21 protein-coding genes are annotated in these 19,498 nt (G+C 67.0%); 17 read left to right on the top strand and 4 right to left on the bottom strand.

Going from position 1 to position 19,498, the window contains the following annotated elements:
* The first annotated feature begins 44 nt into the window (after positions 1-44).
* A complete protein-coding gene (gene gluQRS / locus I8J34_RS00630) occupies positions 45-968 on the top strand; it encodes a tRNA glutamyl-Q(34) synthetase GluQRS (RefSeq protein ID WP_214359420.1) in 924 nt (307 codons plus the stop codon).
* On the top strand, positions 958-1,443 hold the full coding sequence (locus tag I8J34_RS00625; RefSeq protein ID WP_214359419.1) for a CoA-binding protein: 486 nt from the start codon (positions 958-960) through the stop codon (positions 1,441-1,443). Before gluQRS ends, I8J34_RS00625 begins: the two co-directional genes overlap by 11 nt.
* A gap of 3 nt (positions 1,444-1,446) precedes the next feature.
* On the opposite strand, the gene clsB is transcribed toward I8J34_RS00625, so the two are convergent.
* Positions 1,447-2,637: a cardiolipin synthase ClsB gene (clsB, locus tag I8J34_RS00620; protein WP_230411654.1), complete on the bottom strand. Its 1,191-nt coding sequence runs from the start codon at positions 2,635-2,637 to the stop codon at positions 1,447-1,449.
* Positions 2,634-3,383 carry an endonuclease/exonuclease/phosphatase family protein gene (locus I8J34_RS00615; protein WP_214359418.1) on the bottom strand — a complete coding sequence of 250 codons (750 nt, stop codon included), beginning with the start codon at positions 3,381-3,383 and terminating at the stop codon, positions 2,634-2,636. The genes clsB and I8J34_RS00615 overlap by 4 nt, the downstream gene beginning before the upstream one ends.
* A gap of 264 nt (positions 3,384-3,647) precedes the next feature.
* Between I8J34_RS00615 and I8J34_RS00610 the strand changes: the two genes are divergently transcribed.
* On the top strand, positions 3,648-5,342 hold the full coding sequence (locus I8J34_RS00610; protein WP_214359417.1) for a methyl-accepting chemotaxis protein: 1,695 nt from the start codon (positions 3,648-3,650) through the stop codon (positions 5,340-5,342).
* 56 nt (positions 5,343-5,398) lie between these two features.
* Here the strand turns inward: I8J34_RS00610 and nadA are convergent, their stop codons facing one another.
* Positions 5,399-6,499 carry a quinolinate synthase NadA gene (gene nadA, locus I8J34_RS00605; RefSeq protein ID WP_214359416.1) on the bottom strand — a complete coding sequence of 367 codons (1,101 nt, stop codon included), beginning with the start codon at positions 6,497-6,499 and terminating at the stop codon, positions 5,399-5,401.
* A 54-nt stretch (positions 6,500-6,553) separates the two neighbouring features.
* Positions 6,554-7,006, bottom strand: coding sequence for a rhodanese-like domain-containing protein (locus I8J34_RS00600; protein ID WP_214359415.1), 453 nt, complete (start codon positions 7,004-7,006; stop codon positions 6,554-6,556).
* A gap of 49 nt (positions 7,007-7,055) precedes the next feature.
* Here I8J34_RS00600 and I8J34_RS00595 point away from each other — a divergent pair, with 49 nt between their 5' ends.
* The 14 genes from I8J34_RS00595 (at position 7,056) to I8J34_RS00530 (ending at position 19,374) form a co-directional block, all read left to right on the top strand.
* Positions 7,056-8,246, top strand: a complete 1,191-nt coding sequence (locus I8J34_RS00595; RefSeq protein ID WP_214359414.1) for a cation diffusion facilitator family transporter — start codon at positions 7,056-7,058, stop codon at positions 8,244-8,246.
* Between the two features lie 176 nt (positions 8,247-8,422).
* A complete protein-coding gene (gene glnA, locus I8J34_RS00590; protein ID WP_214359413.1) occupies positions 8,423-9,832 on the top strand; it encodes a type I glutamate--ammonia ligase in 1,410 nt (469 codons plus the stop codon).
* Between the two features lie 134 nt (positions 9,833-9,966).
* The gene (locus I8J34_RS00585; protein ID WP_214359412.1) at positions 9,967-10,443 is read left to right on the top strand and encodes a DUF4124 domain-containing protein; all 477 of its coding nucleotides are present in this window, start codon (positions 9,967-9,969) and stop codon (positions 10,441-10,443) included.
* Positions 10,444-10,487: 44 nt separating this feature from the next.
* Positions 10,488-11,552 carry a nitrogen regulation protein NR(II) gene (gene glnL, locus I8J34_RS00580; protein ID WP_214359411.1) on the top strand — a complete coding sequence of 355 codons (1,065 nt, stop codon included), beginning with the start codon at positions 10,488-10,490 and terminating at the stop codon, positions 11,550-11,552.
* Positions 11,553-11,592: 40 nt separating this feature from the next.
* Positions 11,593-13,017: a nitrogen regulation protein NR(I) gene (ntrC, locus tag I8J34_RS00575; RefSeq protein ID WP_214359410.1), complete on the top strand. Its 1,425-nt coding sequence runs from the start codon at positions 11,593-11,595 to the stop codon at positions 13,015-13,017.
* A 72-nt stretch (positions 13,018-13,089) separates the two neighbouring features.
* A complete protein-coding gene (locus tag I8J34_RS00570) occupies positions 13,090-13,890 on the top strand; it encodes a biotin--[acetyl-CoA-carboxylase] ligase (protein WP_230411653.1) in 801 nt (266 codons plus the stop codon).
* On the top strand, positions 13,887-14,615 hold the full coding sequence (locus tag I8J34_RS00565) for a type III pantothenate kinase (protein WP_214359409.1): 729 nt from the start codon (positions 13,887-13,889) through the stop codon (positions 14,613-14,615). Before I8J34_RS00570 ends, I8J34_RS00565 begins: the two co-directional genes overlap by 4 nt.
* Positions 14,616-14,706: 91 nt before the next feature.
* A complete protein-coding gene (locus I8J34_RS00560; protein WP_214359408.1) occupies positions 14,707-16,074 on the top strand; it encodes a TrpB-like pyridoxal phosphate-dependent enzyme in 1,368 nt (455 codons plus the stop codon).
* 10 nt (positions 16,075-16,084) lie between these two features.
* Positions 16,085-16,810 (top strand): SPOR domain-containing protein, encoded by a 726-nt coding sequence (locus tag I8J34_RS00555; protein ID WP_214359407.1) that lies wholly within the window; start codon positions 16,085-16,087, stop codon positions 16,808-16,810.
* A complete protein-coding gene (gene coaE / locus I8J34_RS00550) occupies positions 16,807-17,418 on the top strand; it encodes a dephospho-CoA kinase (RefSeq protein WP_214359406.1) in 612 nt (203 codons plus the stop codon). The genes I8J34_RS00555 and coaE overlap by 4 nt, the downstream gene beginning before the upstream one ends.
* 70 nt (positions 17,419-17,488) lie before the next feature.
* A complete protein-coding gene (zapD, locus tag I8J34_RS00545; RefSeq protein ID WP_214359405.1) occupies positions 17,489-18,244 on the top strand; it encodes a cell division protein ZapD in 756 nt (251 codons plus the stop codon).
* Positions 18,245-18,251: 7 nt separating this feature from the next.
* A complete protein-coding gene (locus I8J34_RS00540) occupies positions 18,252-18,452 on the top strand; it encodes a DNA gyrase inhibitor YacG (RefSeq protein ID WP_214359404.1) in 201 nt (66 codons plus the stop codon).
* A gap of 85 nt (positions 18,453-18,537) precedes the next feature.
* Positions 18,538-18,774 carry a DUF2789 domain-containing protein gene (locus tag I8J34_RS00535; RefSeq protein WP_214359403.1) on the top strand — a complete coding sequence of 79 codons (237 nt, stop codon included), beginning with the start codon at positions 18,538-18,540 and terminating at the stop codon, positions 18,772-18,774.
* A 156-nt stretch (positions 18,775-18,930) separates the two neighbouring features.
* Entirely contained in the window at positions 18,931-19,374 is a 444-nt protein-coding gene (locus tag I8J34_RS00530; RefSeq protein WP_214359402.1) for a DUF192 domain-containing protein, read from the top strand.
* The last annotated feature ends 124 nt before the right edge of the window (positions 19,375-19,498 follow it).

Below are 19,498 nucleotides of genomic sequence, written 5' to 3'. Positions count from 1 at the left end.
TTCGCCCGGTGTCCGGTGCGTGACCTTGGTTTAGCATGTCGGCCATGACGAATTCGCGCACGCTTTGTCCGGTGGGACGCTTCGCTCCGTCGCCGACCGGGCCGTTGCATTTTGGCTCCGTCGTGGCGGCGGTGGGCAGCTATCTGGCGGCCCGCTCGGCCGGTGGGCGCTGGTTGGTGCGCATCGAGGATGTCGACGCACCGCGCGCCGTGCCTGGGGCCGGCGAGGGTATTCTGCGTACGCTCGAGCATCTGGGCTTCGAGTGGGACGGCACGCCGGTGTGGCAGCACGACCGACTCGACGCCTATGCCGAGGCGTTGCAGGCATTGCGCGATGGCGGCCGGGTGTATGGCTGCGCGTGCACGCGCAAGATGCTGGCCGACGCGCCGCGGGCCGCCGACGGCTCGGCGCGCTATCCGGGCACCTGCCGAGCGGGCCTGCCGGCCGGACAGACGGCGCGCGCCTGGCGCTTTGCGGTGACACCGGGCGTGGTCCGCTTCGCCGATGGGGTGCAGGGCGATGTGGCCGAGGATGTGGCGGCCGACGTCGGCGACTTCGTGCTGCTGCGCGCCGACGGCCTGTTCGCCTACCAGCTGGCGGTGGTGGTCGACGATGCGGCGGCCGGCGTGACCGAGGTGGTGCGCGGTATCGACCTGCTGCCCTCGACGGCGCGCCAGATCGCGCTGCAACAGGCGCTCGGCGTGCCGACGCCGTGCTATTCGCATCTGCCGGTGGTGGTCGACGTCGGCGGTCAGAAGCTGTCGAAACAGTCGCTGGCGCGGGCGGTCGATGACTTTCCCGCCGCGCAGGTGGTGCTCGATGCACTCACCTGTCTCGGCCAGCGGCCGCCCGCCGAACTGGCGGGTGCGCCGCTTGCAGAAATCTGGCCGTGGGCGCAGGCTCACTGGTCACTCGAAGCCGTGCCGCGCAGCGCGGCCGTTCATGCAAGGAGCGACTATGATCGATGACGCCGACGGCCTGCGCCGGGTGCTGGCGCAAACCCGGACGATTGCCGTGGTGGGGCTGTCCGCCAAGTGGCATCGCCCCAGTTTCTTTGCCGCGCAGTACATGCAGCAGCATGGCTACACCATCATTCCGGTCAACCCGGCCTATGACGAGGTGCTTGGCCAGACCTGCTATGCCAGCCTGCGCGATGTGCCGGTGCCGGTGGATATGGTCGATTGTTTCCGCAAATCGGAGGAGATCATGCCCCTGGTCGACGACGCCATCGCCATCGGGGCGCGCACGCTGTGGATGCAGCTCGGCGTGATCAATCACGAAGCGGTCGAGCGTGCCGAGGCGGCGGGGCTGCAGGTGGTCATGGATCGCTGCGTGAAGATCGAGTATGCGCGGCTGTTCGGCGGACTCGGCTGGTTTGGCGTGAATACCGGCGTGATCTCCAGCAAGCGGCCGGTGGCGCCGTCGCCGGCCCGGTCGCGCTGATCCTCAGCGCTTGCGGGGCAGCCGCTCGTTGGCATAGCCCGAAAGCCCGATCGCCACGCGCACCAAGCCGTAGGCCATCCAGTGAAAGAGCCGTGTCAGCAGTGCCTTGCGGCGCCAGTGGGGGGGCTTGAGTTCGACCGCACCGTCATGCATGGCATGTTCGAGCCGCTCGCGCAGGCGGGTGGCAAAGGCTTGGTCCCGGACGATGACATTGCCTTCGCGGGCCAGGAGCAGGCTGAAGGGGTCGAAGTTGCTTGAGCCGACGGTTGCCCAGTGCCCGTCGATCACCGCCACCTTGGCATGCAGAAAGCTGCGGCGATACTCGAAGATGCGTACGCCATGGCGCATCAGCGCCGGGTAGAGGGCCTGGGTGGCCATGTGCTGCAGGGCGTACTCGACCCGCCCCTGCAGCAGGATGATCACGCGCACGCCCCGTTCGGCGGCAGACGTCAGCGCCTTGCGCACCCGGCGGCCCGGCAGGAAATACGCGTTGGCGATGACGACTTCGTCGGTGGCGCGTGCAATTGCTCGCAGATAGGCGGTTTCGATGTCGCGGCGATGACGCAGGTTGTCGCGGATGACGAATGCGGCCTTGACGTTGCCGGCGGGATCGGTGCGCGGCGGCACGGTGTCTTTCAGGCGCAGGCGCTGGCGAAAGCTGGCCCAGGCCACCAGCTCCCAGAGATGCCGGGTGCTGTCGTGGATCGGTTGCAATAGCGGGCCCTCGACCATGACCGCATAGTCGTGACGCGGATGGTCGGGCAGGGCGGTGTTGTGATCGTCGACGATGTTGATGCCGCCAATGAAGGCGATCCGCCCGTCGATGACGGCCAGCTTGCGATGCAGGCGGCGCAGCCGGTGCCGGCGCAGCAGCAGGCGGCCCAGTTCGCGCCGATAGACCAGCATGCGCACGCCGCGCTCGAGCAGTTCGTCCATCCGTCGCGCGACGAAATCGCGGCTGCCGAAGCCGTCGACCAGCAGGCTCACGCTGACGCCACGCTCGGCGGCGCGCGCGAGTGCGTCGGCGATCATCTGGCCAATGCGATCGTCGCGGAAAATGTAGGTTTCGAGGAAGATCTCGTGCCGAGCATGGTCGATGCTGGAGGCCAGCGCCGGAAAGAACTCCGCCCCGTTCTCCAGCAAGGTGACGGCATTGCCCTGGCTGAAGTGCGGCCACAGATTGGGCGTGATCACGTGGGCCAGGCCAGTTGGGCGGTCAGCACGGCATGGTCGGAGATGCGCGACCACGGCAGACCGAAATGGACCTGGCTGGCGCACACGTCGAGCCCGCGCACATAGATGCGGTCGAGACGCAGCACCGGCAGCCGGCTGGGGTAGCTGCGCGCCGGCGTGCCGCCGGCGCTGCCGAAAACCTCGCGCACACCGAGCCGCTCGGCCAGCAGCGCTTCGGCATGGTTGCGCCAGTCGTTGAAATCGCCGGCGATGATCAACGGCGCATCGTTGCCGACCAACTCCTCCATGCGTCGCGCCAGGGCATCCATCTGGCGCCGCCGGCTGCCCGCCATCAGGCCCAGGTGGACACACACGCAGTGGATTGTCGGCAGGTCCGGGCCCGGCGCGATCTCGCAATGGAGCAGGCCGCGGCGCTCGAAGCGGTGATCGGACACGTCCTGGTTGTGGCTGCTGAGGATCGGATAGCGGCTGAGCACCGCGTTGCCATGGTGGCCGTGATCGTAGATCGCGTTGCCGCCATAGGCGCTCGCCGGCCAGATGTCGCGCGCGAGAAACTCGTGCTGCGGCTCGGTCGGCCAGTCGGGGTGGCGGCTGGCGTGGCGGAAGTGCATGCCCTGTACTTCCTGCAAAAAGACGATGTCCACATCCAGCTGGCGCAGGCGGTCGCGCAGATCGTGAATCACCATGCGGCGATTGAACTGCGAAAAGCCCTTGTGGATGTTGTAGGTGCAGATGCGCAAATCCATGGCGGACGAGGATCCCCGGCTGAGCACTTGGTCTCGAAAGGTATACCAGACTGCGACGAAAAGGAGGCTGGCTCGCAGGGTCGGCCCAGCGCCGGCCGCGCTGCGGCGCGATCTGGCAACGGCCGAGTGCTAGTCCGGTTGATGCCTGTCAATTTTTCGACACAAAGTCCTGCAATGGCCGCTTGACACCATCAAGTCGCCCGTCCGGGCGACGTAAGCAGCCCCATCGTAATGAATGCCCGTGTCGGGATACAGGATGGTGTCATGAAGTGGTTCAACCGGATGGGGCTGGCCCGTCAGTTTTTGGTCCCGGTCGCGCTCAGCGGTCTGGTGGTGATGGCGGCCGTGATGCTGCTCCTCAACCAGATGCGCGCCGACACGGCGACGGCGGCCGGTATCAACACCGCCTCGGCGGTGGCCGACCAGATCATTTCGCTGCGTGCCTTCTACACCAAAGAAATCGTCAGCCGCGCCCGTAAGGCGGGGGCCACGCTCAACTACGATTTCATGGAGCACGATAATGTGCTGCCTTTGCCGGCCACGCTGGTCAAGACGCTGGGCGAGAGCATCGCGCGCGACCACGAGGGCATGCAGGTGCGCCTGTTCAGCCGTTTCCCGTTCCCGCACCGGGCCAAGACCGAGCGCTACGATGATTTCGAGCAGGCGGCGATGGCGGCGCTGGAGAAGGATCCGACAACGCCGTTCAGCCGGGTCGAGACCCTCAACGGTCGGCTGTCGCTGCGCTATGCCGTCGGCGACCGCATGGCCGAGGGCTGCGTGGGGTGTCACAACAGCCATCCGGAAACGCCGAAGAACGACTGGCAGGTGGGTGATCTGCGCGGCGTGATCGGCGTCACCGTGCCGATCGATGGCATTGCCAATGAAATCAACGGCGGGGTCGGCGCCGTGGTGGCGCTGATCCTCGGCGGTGCGCTGGTGATTGCGGCGCTGGCTTGGGCGGTGGCGCGACGCGTGTCGAAAAGTGCCGAGGCGCTCAGCGCGGCGGCCCATCAAGTGCAGCTCAACTGCGATCTGCGGGTGCGGGCGCCGGAGGGTACTGGCGAGCTGGCGCGGATTTCGGGCAGCTTCAATCACCTGCTCGACTCGCTCAACGACATCATCCGCGGGGTGCGCGGCAATGCCGAGGCGGTGGACGGCGCGGCCGAACGCCTGAGCGCGGCGGCCGAGCAGGTGCGCGCGGCCTCCACGTCACAGGCCGATGCCGCGGCCGAGACGGCGGCGGCGATGGAGCAGATGTCGGTGAGCGTGAGCACGGTGGCCGATCATGCCGACGAGGTGTCGGTCGTGGCCGGGGACAGTCTGGCGCAGGCGCGCGATGGGCAAAAAACCTTGATGGGCCTGTCCACCGAGTTGCAGCGGACCGACGCTGCGGTACAGGCGATTGCCGACTCGGTGACCGAGTTCGTGGCGCGCACGCGCAGCATCGAAGACATGACCGGGCAAGTCACCGAGATCGCCGAGCAGACCAACCTGCTGGCGCTCAACGCCGCGATCGAAGCGGCGCGCGCCGGCGAGCAGGGGCGGGGCTTCGCGGTTGTGGCCGACGAGGTGCGCAAGCTGGCCGAAAAATCGGCCAAGGCGGCGAAGGAGATCGACCGGGTGACCGCCTCGCTGGCGGATCAGTCGAAGTCGGTCGAGAACGCCGTCGCGCAGGGAACGGCGGCGCTCGATGCCGGCCGGACACACCTGAACGGCATGAACGGCATCATGGCGGCGGCCGGCGATGCGGCGACCCGTGCGGCGCAGGGCATGGTGGAGATATCCGGCTCGGTCAAGGAGCAGACCGCTGCCAGCCACACCATCGCCCAGCATGTCGAGCAGATCGCCCGGGCCACCGACGAGAACGCTGCGGCGGTGGCGCACACGGCAGAGGCGGCAGAGTCCTTGCGGCGGCTGGCGACGGACCTGAAGACCTCGGTCGATCGCTTCCGGGTCTGAGGCAACGCAAAAAAGAACGGCGCCGTCTCGGCGCCGTTCTTTTTGCAAGAGGCCGTTCAGGACACGGCGAGCATGCGGTCGAGCGCCACCTTGGCCAGTTCGGCCTCGTGCGGCGGCACGCTGATGCGATTGACCACTTTGCCGTCAACGAGGTTTTCCAGCGTCCAGGCCAGGTGCTGGGGGTCGATGCGCTGCATGGTCGAGCACATGCACACCGTCGGTGCCATGAACTGCACCACCTTGCCTTCGGGCTTCATCTCTTCGGCCAGGCGATTGACCAGGTTCAACTCGGTGCCCACCAGCCAGTGGGTGTTGGGAGCGCCGGCCTGGATGGTCTTGATGATGTATTCGGTCGAGCCGACATAGTCGGAGGCCTTGCACACCTCAAGGTTGCTCTCGGGGTGGGAGATCACGAAACCGTCCGGATGCTGCATGCGCCAGCGGCGGATGTGGCTCTCCTGGAACATCTGGTGCACCGAGCAGTGGCCTTTCCACAGCAGGATGCGCGCCTTCTTGATTTGCTCGGGCGTCAGGCCGCCATATTCCTGGTCCGGATCCCACACCAGCATTTCGTCGAGCGGGATGTCCTGCTTGTAGCCGGTCCAGCGACCCAGATGTTGGTCGGGGAAGAACAGCACCTTCTCGCGTTGCTTGAATGACCAGTCGAGAATGGTCGGCGCGTTGGTCGAGGTGCACACGATGCCGCCGTGCTCGCCGCAGAAGGCCTTCAGGTCGGCGGCCGAGTTGATGTAGGTGACCGGGGTGATGACTTCGTCCGGATTGCCGAGCACTTCGGTCAGCTCGCGCCAGCAGCGCTCGACCTTGGCGAGGTTGGCCATGTCGGCCATCGAACAGCCGGCGGCCAAGTCGGGCAGGATGGCGATCTGCTTGTCGCTCGACAGGATGTCGGCCACCTCGGCCATGAAGTGCACGCCGCAGAAAACGATGTATTCGGCATCGGTCTCCGAGGCCAGCTTGGCCAGCTTGAGCGAGTCGCCGGTGAGGTCGGCGTGCTGATAGACGTCGGCGCGCTGGTAGTGATGGCACAGCAGCACGGCCTTGTCGCCGAGTTTGGCGCGGGCGGCGCGGATGCGCGCCTGGGCGTCCTCGTCCTTCAGGGTGTTGAATCGGTCAAAGCTGATGGTGGCGACTTCCATGTCGATCCTTGTGTTCGGTTACGTGGGGTCAGACCGTTTGACGAGGGCGCGAGTTCAGCCCTGCTGCCAGGGCAGGCCGGCCTTGCGCCAGCCGCCGATGGCATTGCGATGGCCGAGGGCGTCCTTGTCGCCTTCGAAGCCTTCGAGCACGTTGTAGCAGTTGCTGTAGCCGGCCTCGGTGGCCACGGCGGCGGCCTTGCTCGAGCGCTGGCCGCTGCGGCAGATGAACAGCGTCAGCGCTTCGGGGTCGATCTGGCGCTTGAGTTCGGTGAGGAAATGCGCGTTCGGCTGATTGCCGGGGTAGCTCATCCATTCGATTTCCGCCGCGCCGGGGATGCGCCCGACCCAGTCCCATTCGGCGCGGGTGCGCACGTCGATCAGGCGCGCGCCGGGGGCCGCCTGCCACACCTGATGAGCCTCGGCGGGCGTCAGTGCGCCAGCGTAGGGGAGGTTCAGATCGCGGGCGCGTTGCTGCGCCAGAGAAAGAATGTCGGTGAGTGTGCCCATGGCGGCGATCCGGCTAGAATGGCGGACTCGCAAGTATACCCGTTCAGCCATGACTGGCGAAGCCAAGCCCATCTCCTTGCACCTCGACGATGCCCAGCGCTCTCGCCAGGCCCAGCGAACAACGCTGGTGGCGATGGCGACCAATCTGACGCTGACCGTGTTGCAGTTGATCGTCGGTCTGTTTGCCAATGCCTTCAGCCTGGTCGCCGATGCCATGCATACGCTGTCGGATCTGCTGACCGATGCGCTGGTGCTGGTGGCGGCGCGCAAGGGTGCCGACCCGGCCGATGCCGATCATCCCTATGGGCACGATCGCATCGAAACCGTGGTGTCGATGTTCCTGGGGCTGGTGCTGGTGGCCGTCGGGGCGGGATTCCTGTGGAGCGCCGGGGTACGCATCCAGGACGCGGCCGAGTTGCCGCCCTTGCATCCGGTGGCCTTGTGGATGGCGCTGTGCACGCTGGCGGCCAAGGAGGGCTTGTTCCGCTTTACCCTGGCGGCCAGCCGCCGGCTCAACTCACGCATGCTCGAGGCCAATGCCTGGCATGCACGCACCGATGCCGCCTCGTCGCTGGTGGTGGCGGTCGGCATCGGTGGCGGGCTGCTGGGCTACCGTTTCGTCGAGCCGCTGGCGGCGGCGCTGGTCGGCTTCATGATTCTGCGCATGGGCGTCCTGCTGGCGGCAGCCGCAGTGCGCGAGCTGGTCGATACCGCGGTGTCGGCCGAGGTGGTGGGCCGGATCCGCGCAACCATCGCCGCCACACCGGGCGCACGCGGCGTGCACGAACTGCGCACGCGGCGCATGGCGCACCGCGTTCTGTGCGACGCGCATGTGCTGGTGGATCCGCGCATCAGCGTGTCCGAAGGGCATGCCATCGCCGAGGCGGTGCGAGAGCGGGTGTGCGAGGCGCATGCCGAGGTGCAGGACGTGCTGGTGCACATCGATGCCGAGGACGATATCGGCAGCCCGGTGGTGCCCGCCGGGCCGCTGCCCGACCGGCAGGTGCTGGCGGGTTGGGTGCGGCAGATGATCGGTGCCGATGCGCCGGCGCCGTCGCGCATGTTGGTGCACTATCTCGGGGGCCGGGTCGAGATCGAATTGTTTTTCCCGCTGGCCTGGTTGAGCCAGGATGAGCGGGCCGGGCAGCTTGCAGGTCTGGTGCAGCGCCAGGTGGCGAGGCATCCGGAGATTCGTGCCGTGCGCATCCACGGCATGGATGCACTACATCAGGGCGCGTAAAAGATTTTTGCACCATTTTGGTGCGATGGCGTTCCGGGTTCAGCCCCGAAATGGGGCGGAAAGGGTCGTCGTTTCGTGGGGTCTGGGCGTGGCACGATACCTGCTTCGTCGGACCTCGTTGATTTGCCAGCGATGGCAAGTTTTGTGTAATTCGCCTCATCACGCTAGGAGTGACCATGAGTCCTGAGAATGTCATGAAGATGATCGAGGACAACGAAGCGCGCTTCGTTGACCTCCGTTTTACCGATACCCGCGGCAAAGAGCAGCATGTCAGCCTGCCGGTGTCCGCGTTTGAGCTCGAGCACTTCGAGCATGGTCACCCCTTCGACGGCTCCTCGATTGCTGGCTGGAAAGGCATCCAGGCCTCCGACATGATCCTGATGCCGGAAGCGTCCTCCGCCTACATCGACCCGTTCTACGACGAAACCACGCTGGTGCTGTCCTGCGACGTGATCGAGCCGTCCGACGGCAAGGGCTACGACCGCGACCCGCGCTCGATCGCCAAGCGTGCCGAGGCCTATCTGAAGAGCTCCGGCATCGGCGACACCGCCTACTTCGGCCCGGAACCCGAGTTCTTCATCTTTGACTCGGTGGAATGGTCGGTCGACATGTCCGGCGTCTACAGCAAGATCATCTCGGAAGAAGCCGCGTGGTCGACCGCCGACAAGTTCGAAGGCGGCAACACCGGTCACCGTCCGCGCGTCAAGGGCGGCTACTTCCCGGTTCCGCCGGTCGACAGCCTGAACGACATCCGTGCCGCCATGGTGCTGGCGCTCGAAGCCTGCGGCGTGCCGGTCGAAGTGCATCACCACGAAGTGGCCAACGCCGGCCAGTGCGAGATCGGTACCAAGTTCAGCACCCTGACCCAGCGTGCCGACTGGACCCAGGTCCTCAAGTACATCGTGCACAACGTGGCACACCAGTACGGCAAGACCGCCACCTTCATGCCCAAACCCATCGTCGGTGACAACGGCTCTGGCATGCACGTGCACCAGTCGATCTGGAAAGACGGCCAGAACCTGTTCGCCGGCAACGGCTACGCCGGCCTGTCCGATACCGCCCTGTACTACATCGGCGGCATCATCAAGCACGCCCGCGCGCTGAACGCCATCACCAACCCGGCGACCAACTCGTACAAGCGCCTGGTGCCGCACTACGAAGCGCCGACCAAGCTGGCCTACTCGGCCCGCAACCGTTCCGCCTCGATCCGCATCCCGTACGTTGCCAACCCGAAAGGCCGCCGTATCGAAGCGCGCTTCCCGGATCCCATGGCCAACCCGTACCTGTGCTTCTCGGCCCTGCTGATGGCCGGCCTCGACGGCATCCAGAACAAGATCCACCCGGGCGATGCCGCCGACAAGAACCTGTACGATCTGCCGCCGGAAGAAGACGCGCTGATCCCGACCGTGTGCACCAGCCTCGATCAGGCGCTGGACTACCTGGACAAGGATCGCGAGTTCCTGACCCGCGGTGGCGTGTTCTCCAACGATTTCATCGATGCCTACATCGCCCTGAAATCCGAAGAAGTCGATCGTCTGCGCGTGACCACTCACCCGGTCGAATTCGATCTGTACTACAGCCTGTAAACCGAATCCCGGTTTGCGCGTTTTGAAAGGACGGGGCGTGCCCCGTCCTTTTTTCGTCTGGAAGGGTCGCGGGCGACGCAAACCGTTCGTCAGGTTGTTACACTGGGCCATCCCACAAACGATATGGACATGCCATGAAATTTGCCCTTGTGCTGGCGTCCGTGCTGCTCAGCCCGGTTGCGTTGGCCGATGTCTACAAGTGCGTCGAGACCGATCCGGTCACCGGGCAGAAGCGGGTGACCTACACCAACACCCGCGGCGCCAAGGGGTGCGAGCGCCTCAGCGAAGATCTGCCGGTGTCCTCGGTGCCCGGTGCAGCGCCAGCGAAAAAGCCGGGAGCGTCCTCGCCAGGGGCGTTCCCGAGGGTGTCGTCCGATGACCAGCGCGCCCGCGATGCCGAGCGGCGCAAGCTGCTCGAAGGCGAACTGGCGGCCGAACAGGCTGCCCTGGAAGAGGCGCGCAAGGCCTTCGCCGAAGCCGATGCGGTGCGCTACGGTAACGAGCGCAATTACCAGAAAAAGCTCGACCGCCTGCAACCCTTCAAGGAAGCGGTGGAGCAGCACGAACGCAACGTCGAGGCCTTGCAGAAGGAACTCTCCGGTCTTCGCTGAGCGCCTGCAGGAAGTGGCGCGTATTTTGCTCGGGCTTCCTGCATATGACTAACGACCCCATTCACCGCAATCAGTTTTCCGGCCTCGACCTGCTGTCGACGGCCGTGGTGCTGGTCGACGAAAAACTGATTGTCCAGTACCTCAACGCGGGTGCCGAGAACCTGTTCGGCGTCAGCTCCCGGCGCCATGCCGGGCGCACGCTCGACGCCTTGCTCGGCGAGCCGCCGGGCCTCGCGCCGGCCCTCTACAACGCGCTCAACAACAACTGGAGCTATACCGGCAAGGATCTGCGCATCGTGCCGCCGGGGCGCGAGGCGCCCATTGATGTGGATTGCACGGTCAGCCCGGTCGAGGCGCCCGGCATCCGCCTGTTGCTCGAATTCCGCCCGATCGAAGCGCAGCTGCGCGTCACGCGCGAAGAAGTCCTGCTGCAACAGCAGCAGGCCAACCGCGAGCTGATCCGAAATCTGGCACACGAAATCAAGAATCCGCTCGGCGGCATCCGCGGCTCCGCCCAGTTGCTGGAGGGCGAGCTCGACGACCCGCAACTGAAGGAATACACCCAGGTCATCATTGCCGAGGCCGATCGCCTGCAGGCGCTGATGAAGCGTCTGCTCGGCACCCATGCCGTGATGCGCCCGGCGCCGCTCAATCTGCATGATGTGCTGGAGCGCGTCCGGCGGCTGATCCTGGCCGAGTTCCCGGGCCTGACCGTGCGCCGCGACTACGACACCAGCCTGCCGGAGCTGACCGGCGATCGCGAGCAGTTGATCCAGGCCGTGCTCAACATCGTGCGCAACGCGGCCCAGGCGGTAGACGGCGCCGGCGAGATCGTTTTGCGCACCCGCGCGGCGCGCCAGGTCACGCTGGCCAAGCGTCGGCACAAACTGGCACTCGAATTGCAAGTCATCGACAACGGCCCGGGAATCCCGGAAGAAATCCGTGACCAGATCTTCTATCCGCTGGTTTCGGGCCGCGACGGAGGGAGCGGACTGGGGTTGTCGCTGGCGCAGGGCTTCATCGAGCAGCATCACGGCATGATTGAGGTCGAGAGTGTCCCCGGACGTACTTGTTTCACCTTGCTGTTGCCCGTGGCGGACCGCCACTGAACATCGTACGGGCAACTTGCACCAACATAGTGCATAGAATATGGAAACCGTCTGGATCGTCGATGATGACCGCTCCATCCGCTGGGTGCTGGAAAAAGCCCTGGCGCGGGAGAACATCACCCACCGCAGTTTCGAATCGGCGGTCGAAGCCGGCGAGGCGCTCGAATCGGTCAGCCGGCCGCCCAAGGTGCTGGTGTCGGACATCCGCATGCCGGGCGAGTCCGGCCTGAACCTGCTCGAAAAGGCCAAGTCGCGTTTCCCGGAGTTGCCGGTCATCATCATGACTGCCTACTCCGACCTGGACAGCGCGGTCTCCGCCTTCCAAGGCGGCGCCTTCGAGTACCTGCCCAAACCCTTCGATCTCGAACAGGCGCTAAGCCTGGTACGCCGGGCCATCGAGCAGGGGCAGGAACAGGCGGTCGAGGCGGACGACGCCAGTCTCACGCCCGAGATCCTCGGCCAGGCGCCGGCCATGCAGGAGGTGTTCCGTGCCATCGGCCGGCTGGCGCAGTCGCACGCCACGGTGCTCATCAACGGCGAATCGGGTTCCGGCAAGGAACTGGTGGCGCGGGCGCTGCACCGCCACAGCCCGCGCCGCGAGGCGCCCTTCATCGCCATCAACACCGCGGCGATCCCGCGCGACCTGCTCGAATCCGAGCTGTTCGGCCATGAGCGCGGCGCCTTCACTGGCGCCACCGCCCAGCGCCGCGGCCGCTTCGAGCAGGCCGACGGCGGCACGCTGTTTCTCGACGAGATCGGCGACATGCCGGCCGAGCTGCAGACCCGTTTGCTGCGCGTGCTGTCCGACGGCAACTTCTATCGCGTCGGTGGCCATCAACCGATCCGCGCCAATGTGCGCGTGATCGCCGCCACCCACCAGGATCTCGACCAGCGGGTCAAGGAAGGCCTGTTCCGCGAAGACCTCTATCACCGCCTCAACGTCATCCGCCTGCGTCTGCCGCCGCTGCGCGAGCGGCGCGAGGATGTTCCCCTGCTGGTGCAGCACTTCCTCAAGAAAAGTGCGCGCGAGCTGGATGTCGAGGCCAAGCGCATCTCCGGTGCCGCGCTGTCGCATCTGCAGACCCAGACCTTCCCCGGCAACGTCCGCCAACTCGAAAACCTGTGCCACTGGCTGACCGTGATGGCGCCGGGGCAGGTGGTGGAAGTGGCCGATCTGCCTGCCGAATTCCGCGGCGTCGGTGCGACCGAGGCCGGCGGTGGCGACTGGTGCACCGTGCTCGGGCGCGAAGCCGACCGCCTGTTGGCCGCCTCGCCGGGCGAGGTCTTCGAGCAACTCACCCGCGCCTTCGAGCGCACCCTGATCGAGCGCGCCCTCGAGACCACCGGGGGGCGCCGGATCGAGGCTGCCCAGTTGCTGGGCATCGGGCGCAACACCATCACTCGAAAGATCCAGGAACTCGGGCTGGACACCGGTCGCGACGAGTCGCACGTGGCCCACGGCTGAACGCAGGCGCGAGGCTGCCACAGCGGGGGGATTGGGACATAATGCGGTTTTCCCTCCGCTGCCCGCCTGCCTGTGCCTGCATCACCGCTCCCTACGCTGAATATCGAAGCGCTTCGCACCATTTTGGGGCGCGATGCCGATGTCTTCGCCCTGGATGCGCGCGCCGAGTGCGACTCCACCAACACGGTGCTGACCGAATCGGTACCTGCCGACGATGGCCGCGTGCCGGTCGTGGTGTGCGACCTGCAGCGCGCCGGACGTGGGCGGCGCGGCCGGCAGTGGCAGGCCTGGCCGGGCGCCAGCCTGACCTTCTCGACCTTGTGGCGCTTCCCGACCGGTGCGCCGGTGCCGGCCGGCCTGTCGCTGGTGGCCGGCGTGGCCGTGGCCAGTGCGCTGGAGACGCTCGGGGTGGCCGGGGTGGAACTCAAATGGCCGAACGACATCCAGGTCCATGGCCGCAAGCTCGGCGGCATCCTGGTGGAACTGGCCTCGGCACGCCAGGTGGCCGCGGTGGTCGGCATCGGGATCAACCTGTCGCTGCCGCCCGGCGCCAGCGTGCCCGATCGCGATGATGTCAGCGCGCTCGACCAGGTCCTCGACACGCCGCCCGCGCGCGAGCGCCTGCTCGCCGAGTTGCTGCTGAGCCAGCATCGCCTGTTCGCCACTTACGCCGCGAGCGGCTTTGCCGCCTTCCAGGACGCCTGGAACCAGCGCAATGCCTATGCCGATCTGCCGGTGCGCCTGAGCGGCGAAGCCGAGTCGATCGACGGGGTGTGTCTCGGCGTCGATGTCGATGGCGCGCTGCGCCTGCAGACCGATACCGGGGTGCGGCGCATCCTGGCGGGCGACGTGAGCCTGCGGGCGGCCGGATGATGCTGCTGCTCGATGTGGGCAACACCCGCCTCAAGTGGGGGCTGCGCGAGGCCGACCGCTGGCTGGCGCAGGGCGCATTCGCCCATGACGAAGCCTGGGATTTCTCCGCGGTGCTGCCGCCGCCGGGGCAGGTTGCCGCGGTGTACGGCGCCTCGGTGGTGTCACCCGAGCTGCGCGCGCGGGTGGCCGAGGCGCTGGCGCCCTGGGGCCATGTGCCGCAGTGGCTGGTGCCGGCGCGCGAGGCTTGCGGTGTGCGCAACAGCTATGAGGTGCCGACCCGGCTCGGTGCCGACCGCTGGGCCGCCCTGATCGGTGCCCGTGCGCATGGCGCCGCCCCTTGCCTGGTGGTGACCGCCGGCACGGCGACCACCATCGACGTGCTCGATGCCGACGGCGTGTTCCGCGGCGGCCTGATCGCCCCGGGTGTGGATTTGATGCGTCGTGCCCTGGCCGGCAACACGGCACAGCTGCCGCTGGTCGACGGGCGCATTGTCGATCTGCCCACTTGCACTGCCGACGCGATTCAGATGGGTTGCCTGCATGCCCAGGCCGGGGCCATCGAGCGAATGTACCGGCAGGTGGCCGATCTGCCCGGCGCCTGTTGCCTGCTCAATGGCGGAGCGGCGGCGCAGATCGCGCCGCTGCTTGGCATCCCCTGGCGGCAGATCGACAACCTGGTGCTCGACGGTGTGGCAGTCGCGGTCGGGCACGGATGCTTCCGATGAACGGCCAGACGGGCTAAGATCCCCGCCGGATAAGCAAAGCGACATGACGCGGTGCCGACGCGCGCCGACACACGCATCGAGGGAGAACAGCATGAGCGAACCGACACGCATCCTGATGACCGAAGCGGATATCCCGACCCACTGGTACAACATCGCGGCCGACATGCCCAATGCGCCGCTGCCACCGCTGGGGCCGGACGGCTCGCCCGCCACGCCCGAGCAGATGAGTGCGATCTTTCCCGATGCGATCATCGAGCAGGAGATGACCGCCGAGCGCTGGATCGCGATCCCCGAGGAGGTGCGCGAGATCTACAAGATCTGGCGGCCGACGCCGCTGGTGCGCGCGGCGCGCCTCGAAAGGGCGCTGGGCACACCGGCCAAGATCTTCTTCAAATACGAAGGCGTCTCGCCGGCCGGTTCGCACAAGCCCAACTCCGCCGTGCCGCAGGCCTATTACAACAAGCAGGCCGGCATCAAGCGCCTGACCACCGAGACCGGCGCCGGCCAATGGGGCTCGTCCATCGCCTTCGCCGGCGGCATGTTCGGCATCGACGTGCGGGTGTTCATGGTCAACGTGAGCTACCAGCAAAAACCCTTCCGCCGCTCGATGATGCAGACCTGGGGCGCCGAGGTGTTTGCCAGCCCGTCGAAGGAAACCCAGACCGGCCGCGCGATTCTCGAGAAAGACCCGGACAACCAGGGCTCGCTCGGCATCGCCATCTCCGAAGCCGTGGAGGAGGCCGCCGGTCGCGCCGACACCAAGTACACCCTCGGCTCGGTGCTCAACCATGTGCTGCTGCACCAGACGGTGATCGGCCAGGAAGCCAAGAAGCAACTGGAGAAGATCGGCCTCTACCCGGACGTGGTGCTCGGCCCCTGCGGCGGCGGCTCGAGCTTCGGCGGCATCGCCTTTCCCTTCCTGTGCGACCAGATCGCCGGCGAGAAGCGGGCCGAGAAGCTGCGCTGCGTGGCGGTCGAGCCGGCCTCTTGCCCGACGCTGACCAAGGGCGCCTACGCTTACGACTTCGGCGACGCCTCCGGCTTCACCCCGTTGATGAAGATGTACACCCTCGGCCATGACTTCATGCCGCCGGGCATCCATGCCGGCGGCCTGCGCTACCACGGCGACTCGCCCCTGGTCTCGCAGCTCTACCACGAGAAGCTGCTCGAAGCGGTGGCCGTGCCGCAGCTGGCCACCTTCGAGGCCGGCGTGATGTTCGCCCGCCAGGAGGGCATCATCCCCGCGCCCGAGTCCTGCCACGCCATCCGCGCCGCCATCGACGAGGCGCTGGTGTGCAAACAGACCGGCGAGCCCAAGGTGATCCTGTTCAACCTGACCGGCCACGGGCATTTCGACATGGCGTCCTACGACCGCTACTTCGCCGGTGAGCTCGAAAACTACGAGTACCCGGCCGAAGCGGTGGCCGCCTCGCTGGCCCATCTGCCCAAGGTCGGCTGAGCGCCCGCCGATGCTGCGCTTCCTGGTCATCCTGCTGGTGTTGCTCAATGCCATCGCCCTGGCGGCCTGGCAGGGCTGGTTCGGTCAGGACGGCACGCGCCGCGAACCCGAGCGTGTCACCAACCAGCTCAAGCCGGAGCAGATCACCGTGCTCGACGAGGCCGGCGTGCTGGCGCTGCAGGCCGCGCAGCGCGAGCTGACGCCCGCTCCTGCGCCCGTGCCGGAACCTGCGCCTGAGTCACCGGCGGTGTCGGTGGTGCCCACCCCAGCCCCCGCGCCGGTGCCGCAGGCCTGCGTGGCTTTTGCCGGGCTGGATGACGCCACGGCCGACACCTTGCTGCGCGAAGCCCGCGCAGAGGCCGGGTTTGCCGTCCGCGATATACCCAGCACCGACGTCACGTCCTGGTGGGTGCATATCCCGGCGCTGCCCACCAAGACGGCGGCCGAGCAGCGGGCTGCGGAGATCCGGGCCAAGGGCTGGACCGACCTGTTCGTGGTCGGTGAAAACGGCGCCCGGCCGCTGACCATCTCGCTCGGCCTGTTCAAGTCGGCCGAGGCGGCTGCCGAGCAACGGCGTCGTATCGAAGCCAAGGGCGTGCGCGGCGTGGCCATCGAAGAGCGGGGCGACACCACCCACCGGGTCGAGATCCGCGGCCCGGCCGAGGCGCTGATCGACAGCGCCGGCCGCTGGGGCGAGCGCCTCGGTGGCGGGACACGACAGGACTGCCTGCCATGAGCGCGCGGCCGTGGATCGTCGGCCTGACCGGGGGCATCGGCAGCGGCAAGAGCGCCGCCTCCGACCGCTTCGGCCTGTGCGGCGCCGCGGTGGTCGATACCGACCAGATCGCCCGTCAGCTCACCGCCGCCGGCGGTGCCGCGCTGCCGGCGATCCGCGAGCACTTCGGCGAGGCCCTCATCGGTGCCGATGGCGCGCTCGACCGCGATGCGATGCGTGCGCGGGTTTTCGACGACCCGGCCGAGCGCCAGCGGCTCGAGGCGATTCTCCACCCCATGATCCGTGCCGAGGCCGATCGCCAGTGCGCAGCGGCCGACGCGCCCTACGTGGTGCTGGTGGTGCCGCTGCTGATCGAGTCCGGCAATTACCGCCAGCGCTGCGATCGCATCCTCGTGGTCGATTGCGATGAGGCGGTGCAGGTGGCGCGGGTGATGTCGCGCTCCGGTCTGGCGCGCGCGCAGGTCGAGGCCATCATGGCGGCGCAGATCCCCCGGGCCGAACGGCTCGCCGCCGCCGACGACGTGATCGACAACAGCGGCGATCTCGAACATCTCCATCGCCAGGTCGACGCCCTGCACGCGCGCTATTGCGATGCCGCGGCTCGCTGAGCGGGGCGCAGGCCCTGTGCTATCATCCCGCGGATCATCAGGAGGCTCGCACATCGATCAGGCGCATGCGGTGATTACTTTCGAATATCCTCTCAACGAGCGCATCCGCACACTGCTTCGGTTGGAGGATCTGTTTGGGCGCATTGCGCATTCGCTGCGCGGCGAGTCCCCGATCGACCACCATGTCACCCTGATCGCCATCTTCGAGATGCTCGAAGTGGCCAGCCGCTCCGACTTCAAGGTCGACCTGCTGCAGGAACTCGAACGTCAGCGCCAGACCCTGCTGGCCTTCCGCGACAACCCCGACATCTCCGAAGAAGCCCTGTCCGGCGCCCTGTATGAAATCGAGCAAGCCAGCGCCGGCCTGCTTTCCGTGCCCGGCAAGATCGGCCACTACCTGCGCGAGAACGACTGGTTGATGAGCATCCGCTCCCGCGCCGCCATTCCCGGTGGCGCCTGCCAGTTCGACCTGCCGGCTTACCACCACTGGCAGCGGCGCGATGCCGACAGCCGGCGGCGCGACCTCGAAGGCTGGATCCGCCCGATGCTGCCGATCCGCGATGGCCTGACCATCGTGCTGCGCCTGTTGCGCGCCAGCGGCCGGCCCGAGATGCAGACCGCGCCGCGCGGCAACTACCAGCTGACCATGGGCGGGCGACCGATCCAGATGGTGCGCGTACGCGTGCCGCTCAGTGCCCAGGCCGTGCCCGAGATCAGTGCCAACAAGTACGTGCTCAATGTGCGCTTCATGCGCCCCGATACGGTATGCCGGCCGCGCCAGTGCGACACCGACATCGACTTCGAACTCACGCTGTGCAATCTGTAATCGCCCCATGACCGACGAGCGCCGTTTCCCCATCGTCAAGTGCCCGAACTGCGGCAAACCCGTCGAGTTCCGCCCCGAGAGTCGCTTCCGCCCGTTCTGCTCCGAGCGCTGCCGGCAGATCGACCTGGGCGCCTGGGCCTCCGAGAGCTATCGCATTCCCGCGGCCAAGCCACCCGACAGCATGTCGGAAGACGTGGGCGACGAATAGCGACGCACCGGTGGGCGTCCGGCCGGTCCCGGTCCATACTGGAAACAGCATGAGTGCCGCGATTCGATCCGAAAAGGAGAAGCCGATGGAAACCCCGATCCACCCCTTGTCCGCGCTGTTCGCCCAGTTGGGCCTGCCCAGCGATGCGGCCAGCATCGACGACTTCATCGACCGACATGCGCCGCTGGCCGGCGATATCCCCTTGGCCTCCGCCCCGTTCTGGAACCCGGCGCAGGCCACCTTCCTGCGCGAGGAGATCGCCGAGGATGCCGACTGGGCCGAGGTGGTCGATACCCTCAACGCCCGCCTGCGGCAGGGCTGAGGGATTCCCCGCGTCGCGCGATGACGCCGATCCCATTTGTCTGAGCGCTACCGGCGCGCCCGCCACGGCGAAACCCTTGCTTCGCTCCGGATGCCGCTGCGCCATGCATCGGCCTGCCGTTCGGCTACACTGCGCAGGCTGTTTTCCTCTGGAGGGATGTGCGTGCGCAGACAGGTGCTGATCGGGTTGTGCATGATGCCGCTGGCCGTTCAGGCGGCGGACTCGTTGGGGCGGGTGGATCTGTCGGTCGGGCTGTACCGGATCGATGCCGAGGTGGCCGAAACGCCGGGTCGCCGGGCGCAGGGGCTGATGGGGCGGGAGCGTCTGTTGCCCCATGAGGGCATGGTGTTCGTGTTTCCCGAACCGCGCACGCATTGCATGTGGATGCGCAACACGCCGCTGCCCTTGTCGGTGGCCTTCATCGACGAGGCCGGGCGCATCATCAACATCGCGCAGATGCAGCCGCTGAGCGAAGACAACCATTGTGCCAAACGCCCGGCGCGCTATGCGCTGGAGGTGAACAGCGGCTGGTTTGCGCAGAAGGGGATCGGCCCGGGGACGAAGATCCAGGGGCTGGAGGCATTGCCCACGCCGCGTTAGTCGCCCGGTGCCGTTCGCGGAATTGGCGCGCTTTTCCACCCTTTCTTCCGCCCTGAGATTGCTGCCGTCGGTTCGATAATGCTCGCAACCGCTGCTCCGCGAGAGCAGCTTGCGGGGCCGGACC

Source organism: Denitromonas iodatirespirans (genome assembly GCF_018524365.1).
Classification (GTDB): domain Bacteria; phylum Pseudomonadota; class Gammaproteobacteria; order Burkholderiales; family Rhodocyclaceae; genus Nitrogeniibacter; species Nitrogeniibacter iodatirespirans.
The sequence above is the reverse complement of the archived record's forward strand: the minus strand, read 5'-3'. Positions and strand labels throughout refer to the sequence as shown.

Bases quoted from the DNA above. Each gene is read 5' to 3' on its own strand.
- I8J34_RS00530 (WP_214359402.1), top strand. From the start codon at position 18,931: ATGTGCGTGCGCAGACAGGTGCTGATCGGGTTGTGCATGATGCCGCTG.
- glnA (WP_214359413.1), top strand. From the start codon at position 8,423: ATGAGTCCTGAGAATGTCATGAAGATGATCGAGGACAACGAAGCGCGC.
- I8J34_RS00615 (WP_214359418.1), bottom strand. From the start codon at position 3,383: ATGGATTTGCGCATCTGCACCTACAACATCCACAAGGGCTTTTCGCAG.
- gluQRS (WP_214359420.1), top strand. From the start codon at position 45: ATGACGAATTCGCGCACGCTTTGTCCGGTGGGACGCTTCGCTCCGTCG.
- I8J34_RS00625 (WP_214359419.1), top strand. From the start codon at position 958: ATGATCGATGACGCCGACGGCCTGCGCCGGGTGCTGGCGCAAACCCGG.
- I8J34_RS00610 (WP_214359417.1), top strand. From the start codon at position 3,648: ATGAAGTGGTTCAACCGGATGGGGCTGGCCCGTCAGTTTTTGGTCCCG.
- I8J34_RS00540 (WP_214359404.1), top strand. From the start codon at position 18,252: ATGACCGACGAGCGCCGTTTCCCCATCGTCAAGTGCCCGAACTGCGGC.
- glnL (WP_214359411.1), top strand. From the start codon at position 10,488: ATGACTAACGACCCCATTCACCGCAATCAGTTTTCCGGCCTCGACCTG.
- I8J34_RS00595 (WP_214359414.1), top strand. From the start codon at position 7,056: ATGACTGGCGAAGCCAAGCCCATCTCCTTGCACCTCGACGATGCCCAG.
- I8J34_RS00555 (WP_214359407.1), top strand. From the start codon at position 16,085: ATGCTGCGCTTCCTGGTCATCCTGCTGGTGTTGCTCAATGCCATCGCC.
- I8J34_RS00600 (WP_214359415.1), bottom strand. From the start codon at position 7,006: ATGGGCACACTCACCGACATTCTTTCTCTGGCGCAGCAACGCGCCCGC.
- I8J34_RS00535 (WP_214359403.1), top strand. From the start codon at position 18,538: ATGGAAACCCCGATCCACCCCTTGTCCGCGCTGTTCGCCCAGTTGGGC.
- coaE (WP_214359406.1), top strand. From the start codon at position 16,807: ATGAGCGCGCGGCCGTGGATCGTCGGCCTGACCGGGGGCATCGGCAGC.
- nadA (WP_214359416.1), bottom strand. From the start codon at position 6,499: ATGGAAGTCGCCACCATCAGCTTTGACCGATTCAACACCCTGAAGGAC.
- I8J34_RS00585 (WP_214359412.1), top strand. From the start codon at position 9,967: ATGAAATTTGCCCTTGTGCTGGCGTCCGTGCTGCTCAGCCCGGTTGCG.
- I8J34_RS00565 (WP_214359409.1), top strand. From the start codon at position 13,887: ATGATGCTGCTGCTCGATGTGGGCAACACCCGCCTCAAGTGGGGGCTG.
- ntrC (WP_214359410.1), top strand. From the start codon at position 11,593: ATGGAAACCGTCTGGATCGTCGATGATGACCGCTCCATCCGCTGGGTG.
- I8J34_RS00560 (WP_214359408.1), top strand. From the start codon at position 14,707: ATGAGCGAACCGACACGCATCCTGATGACCGAAGCGGATATCCCGACC.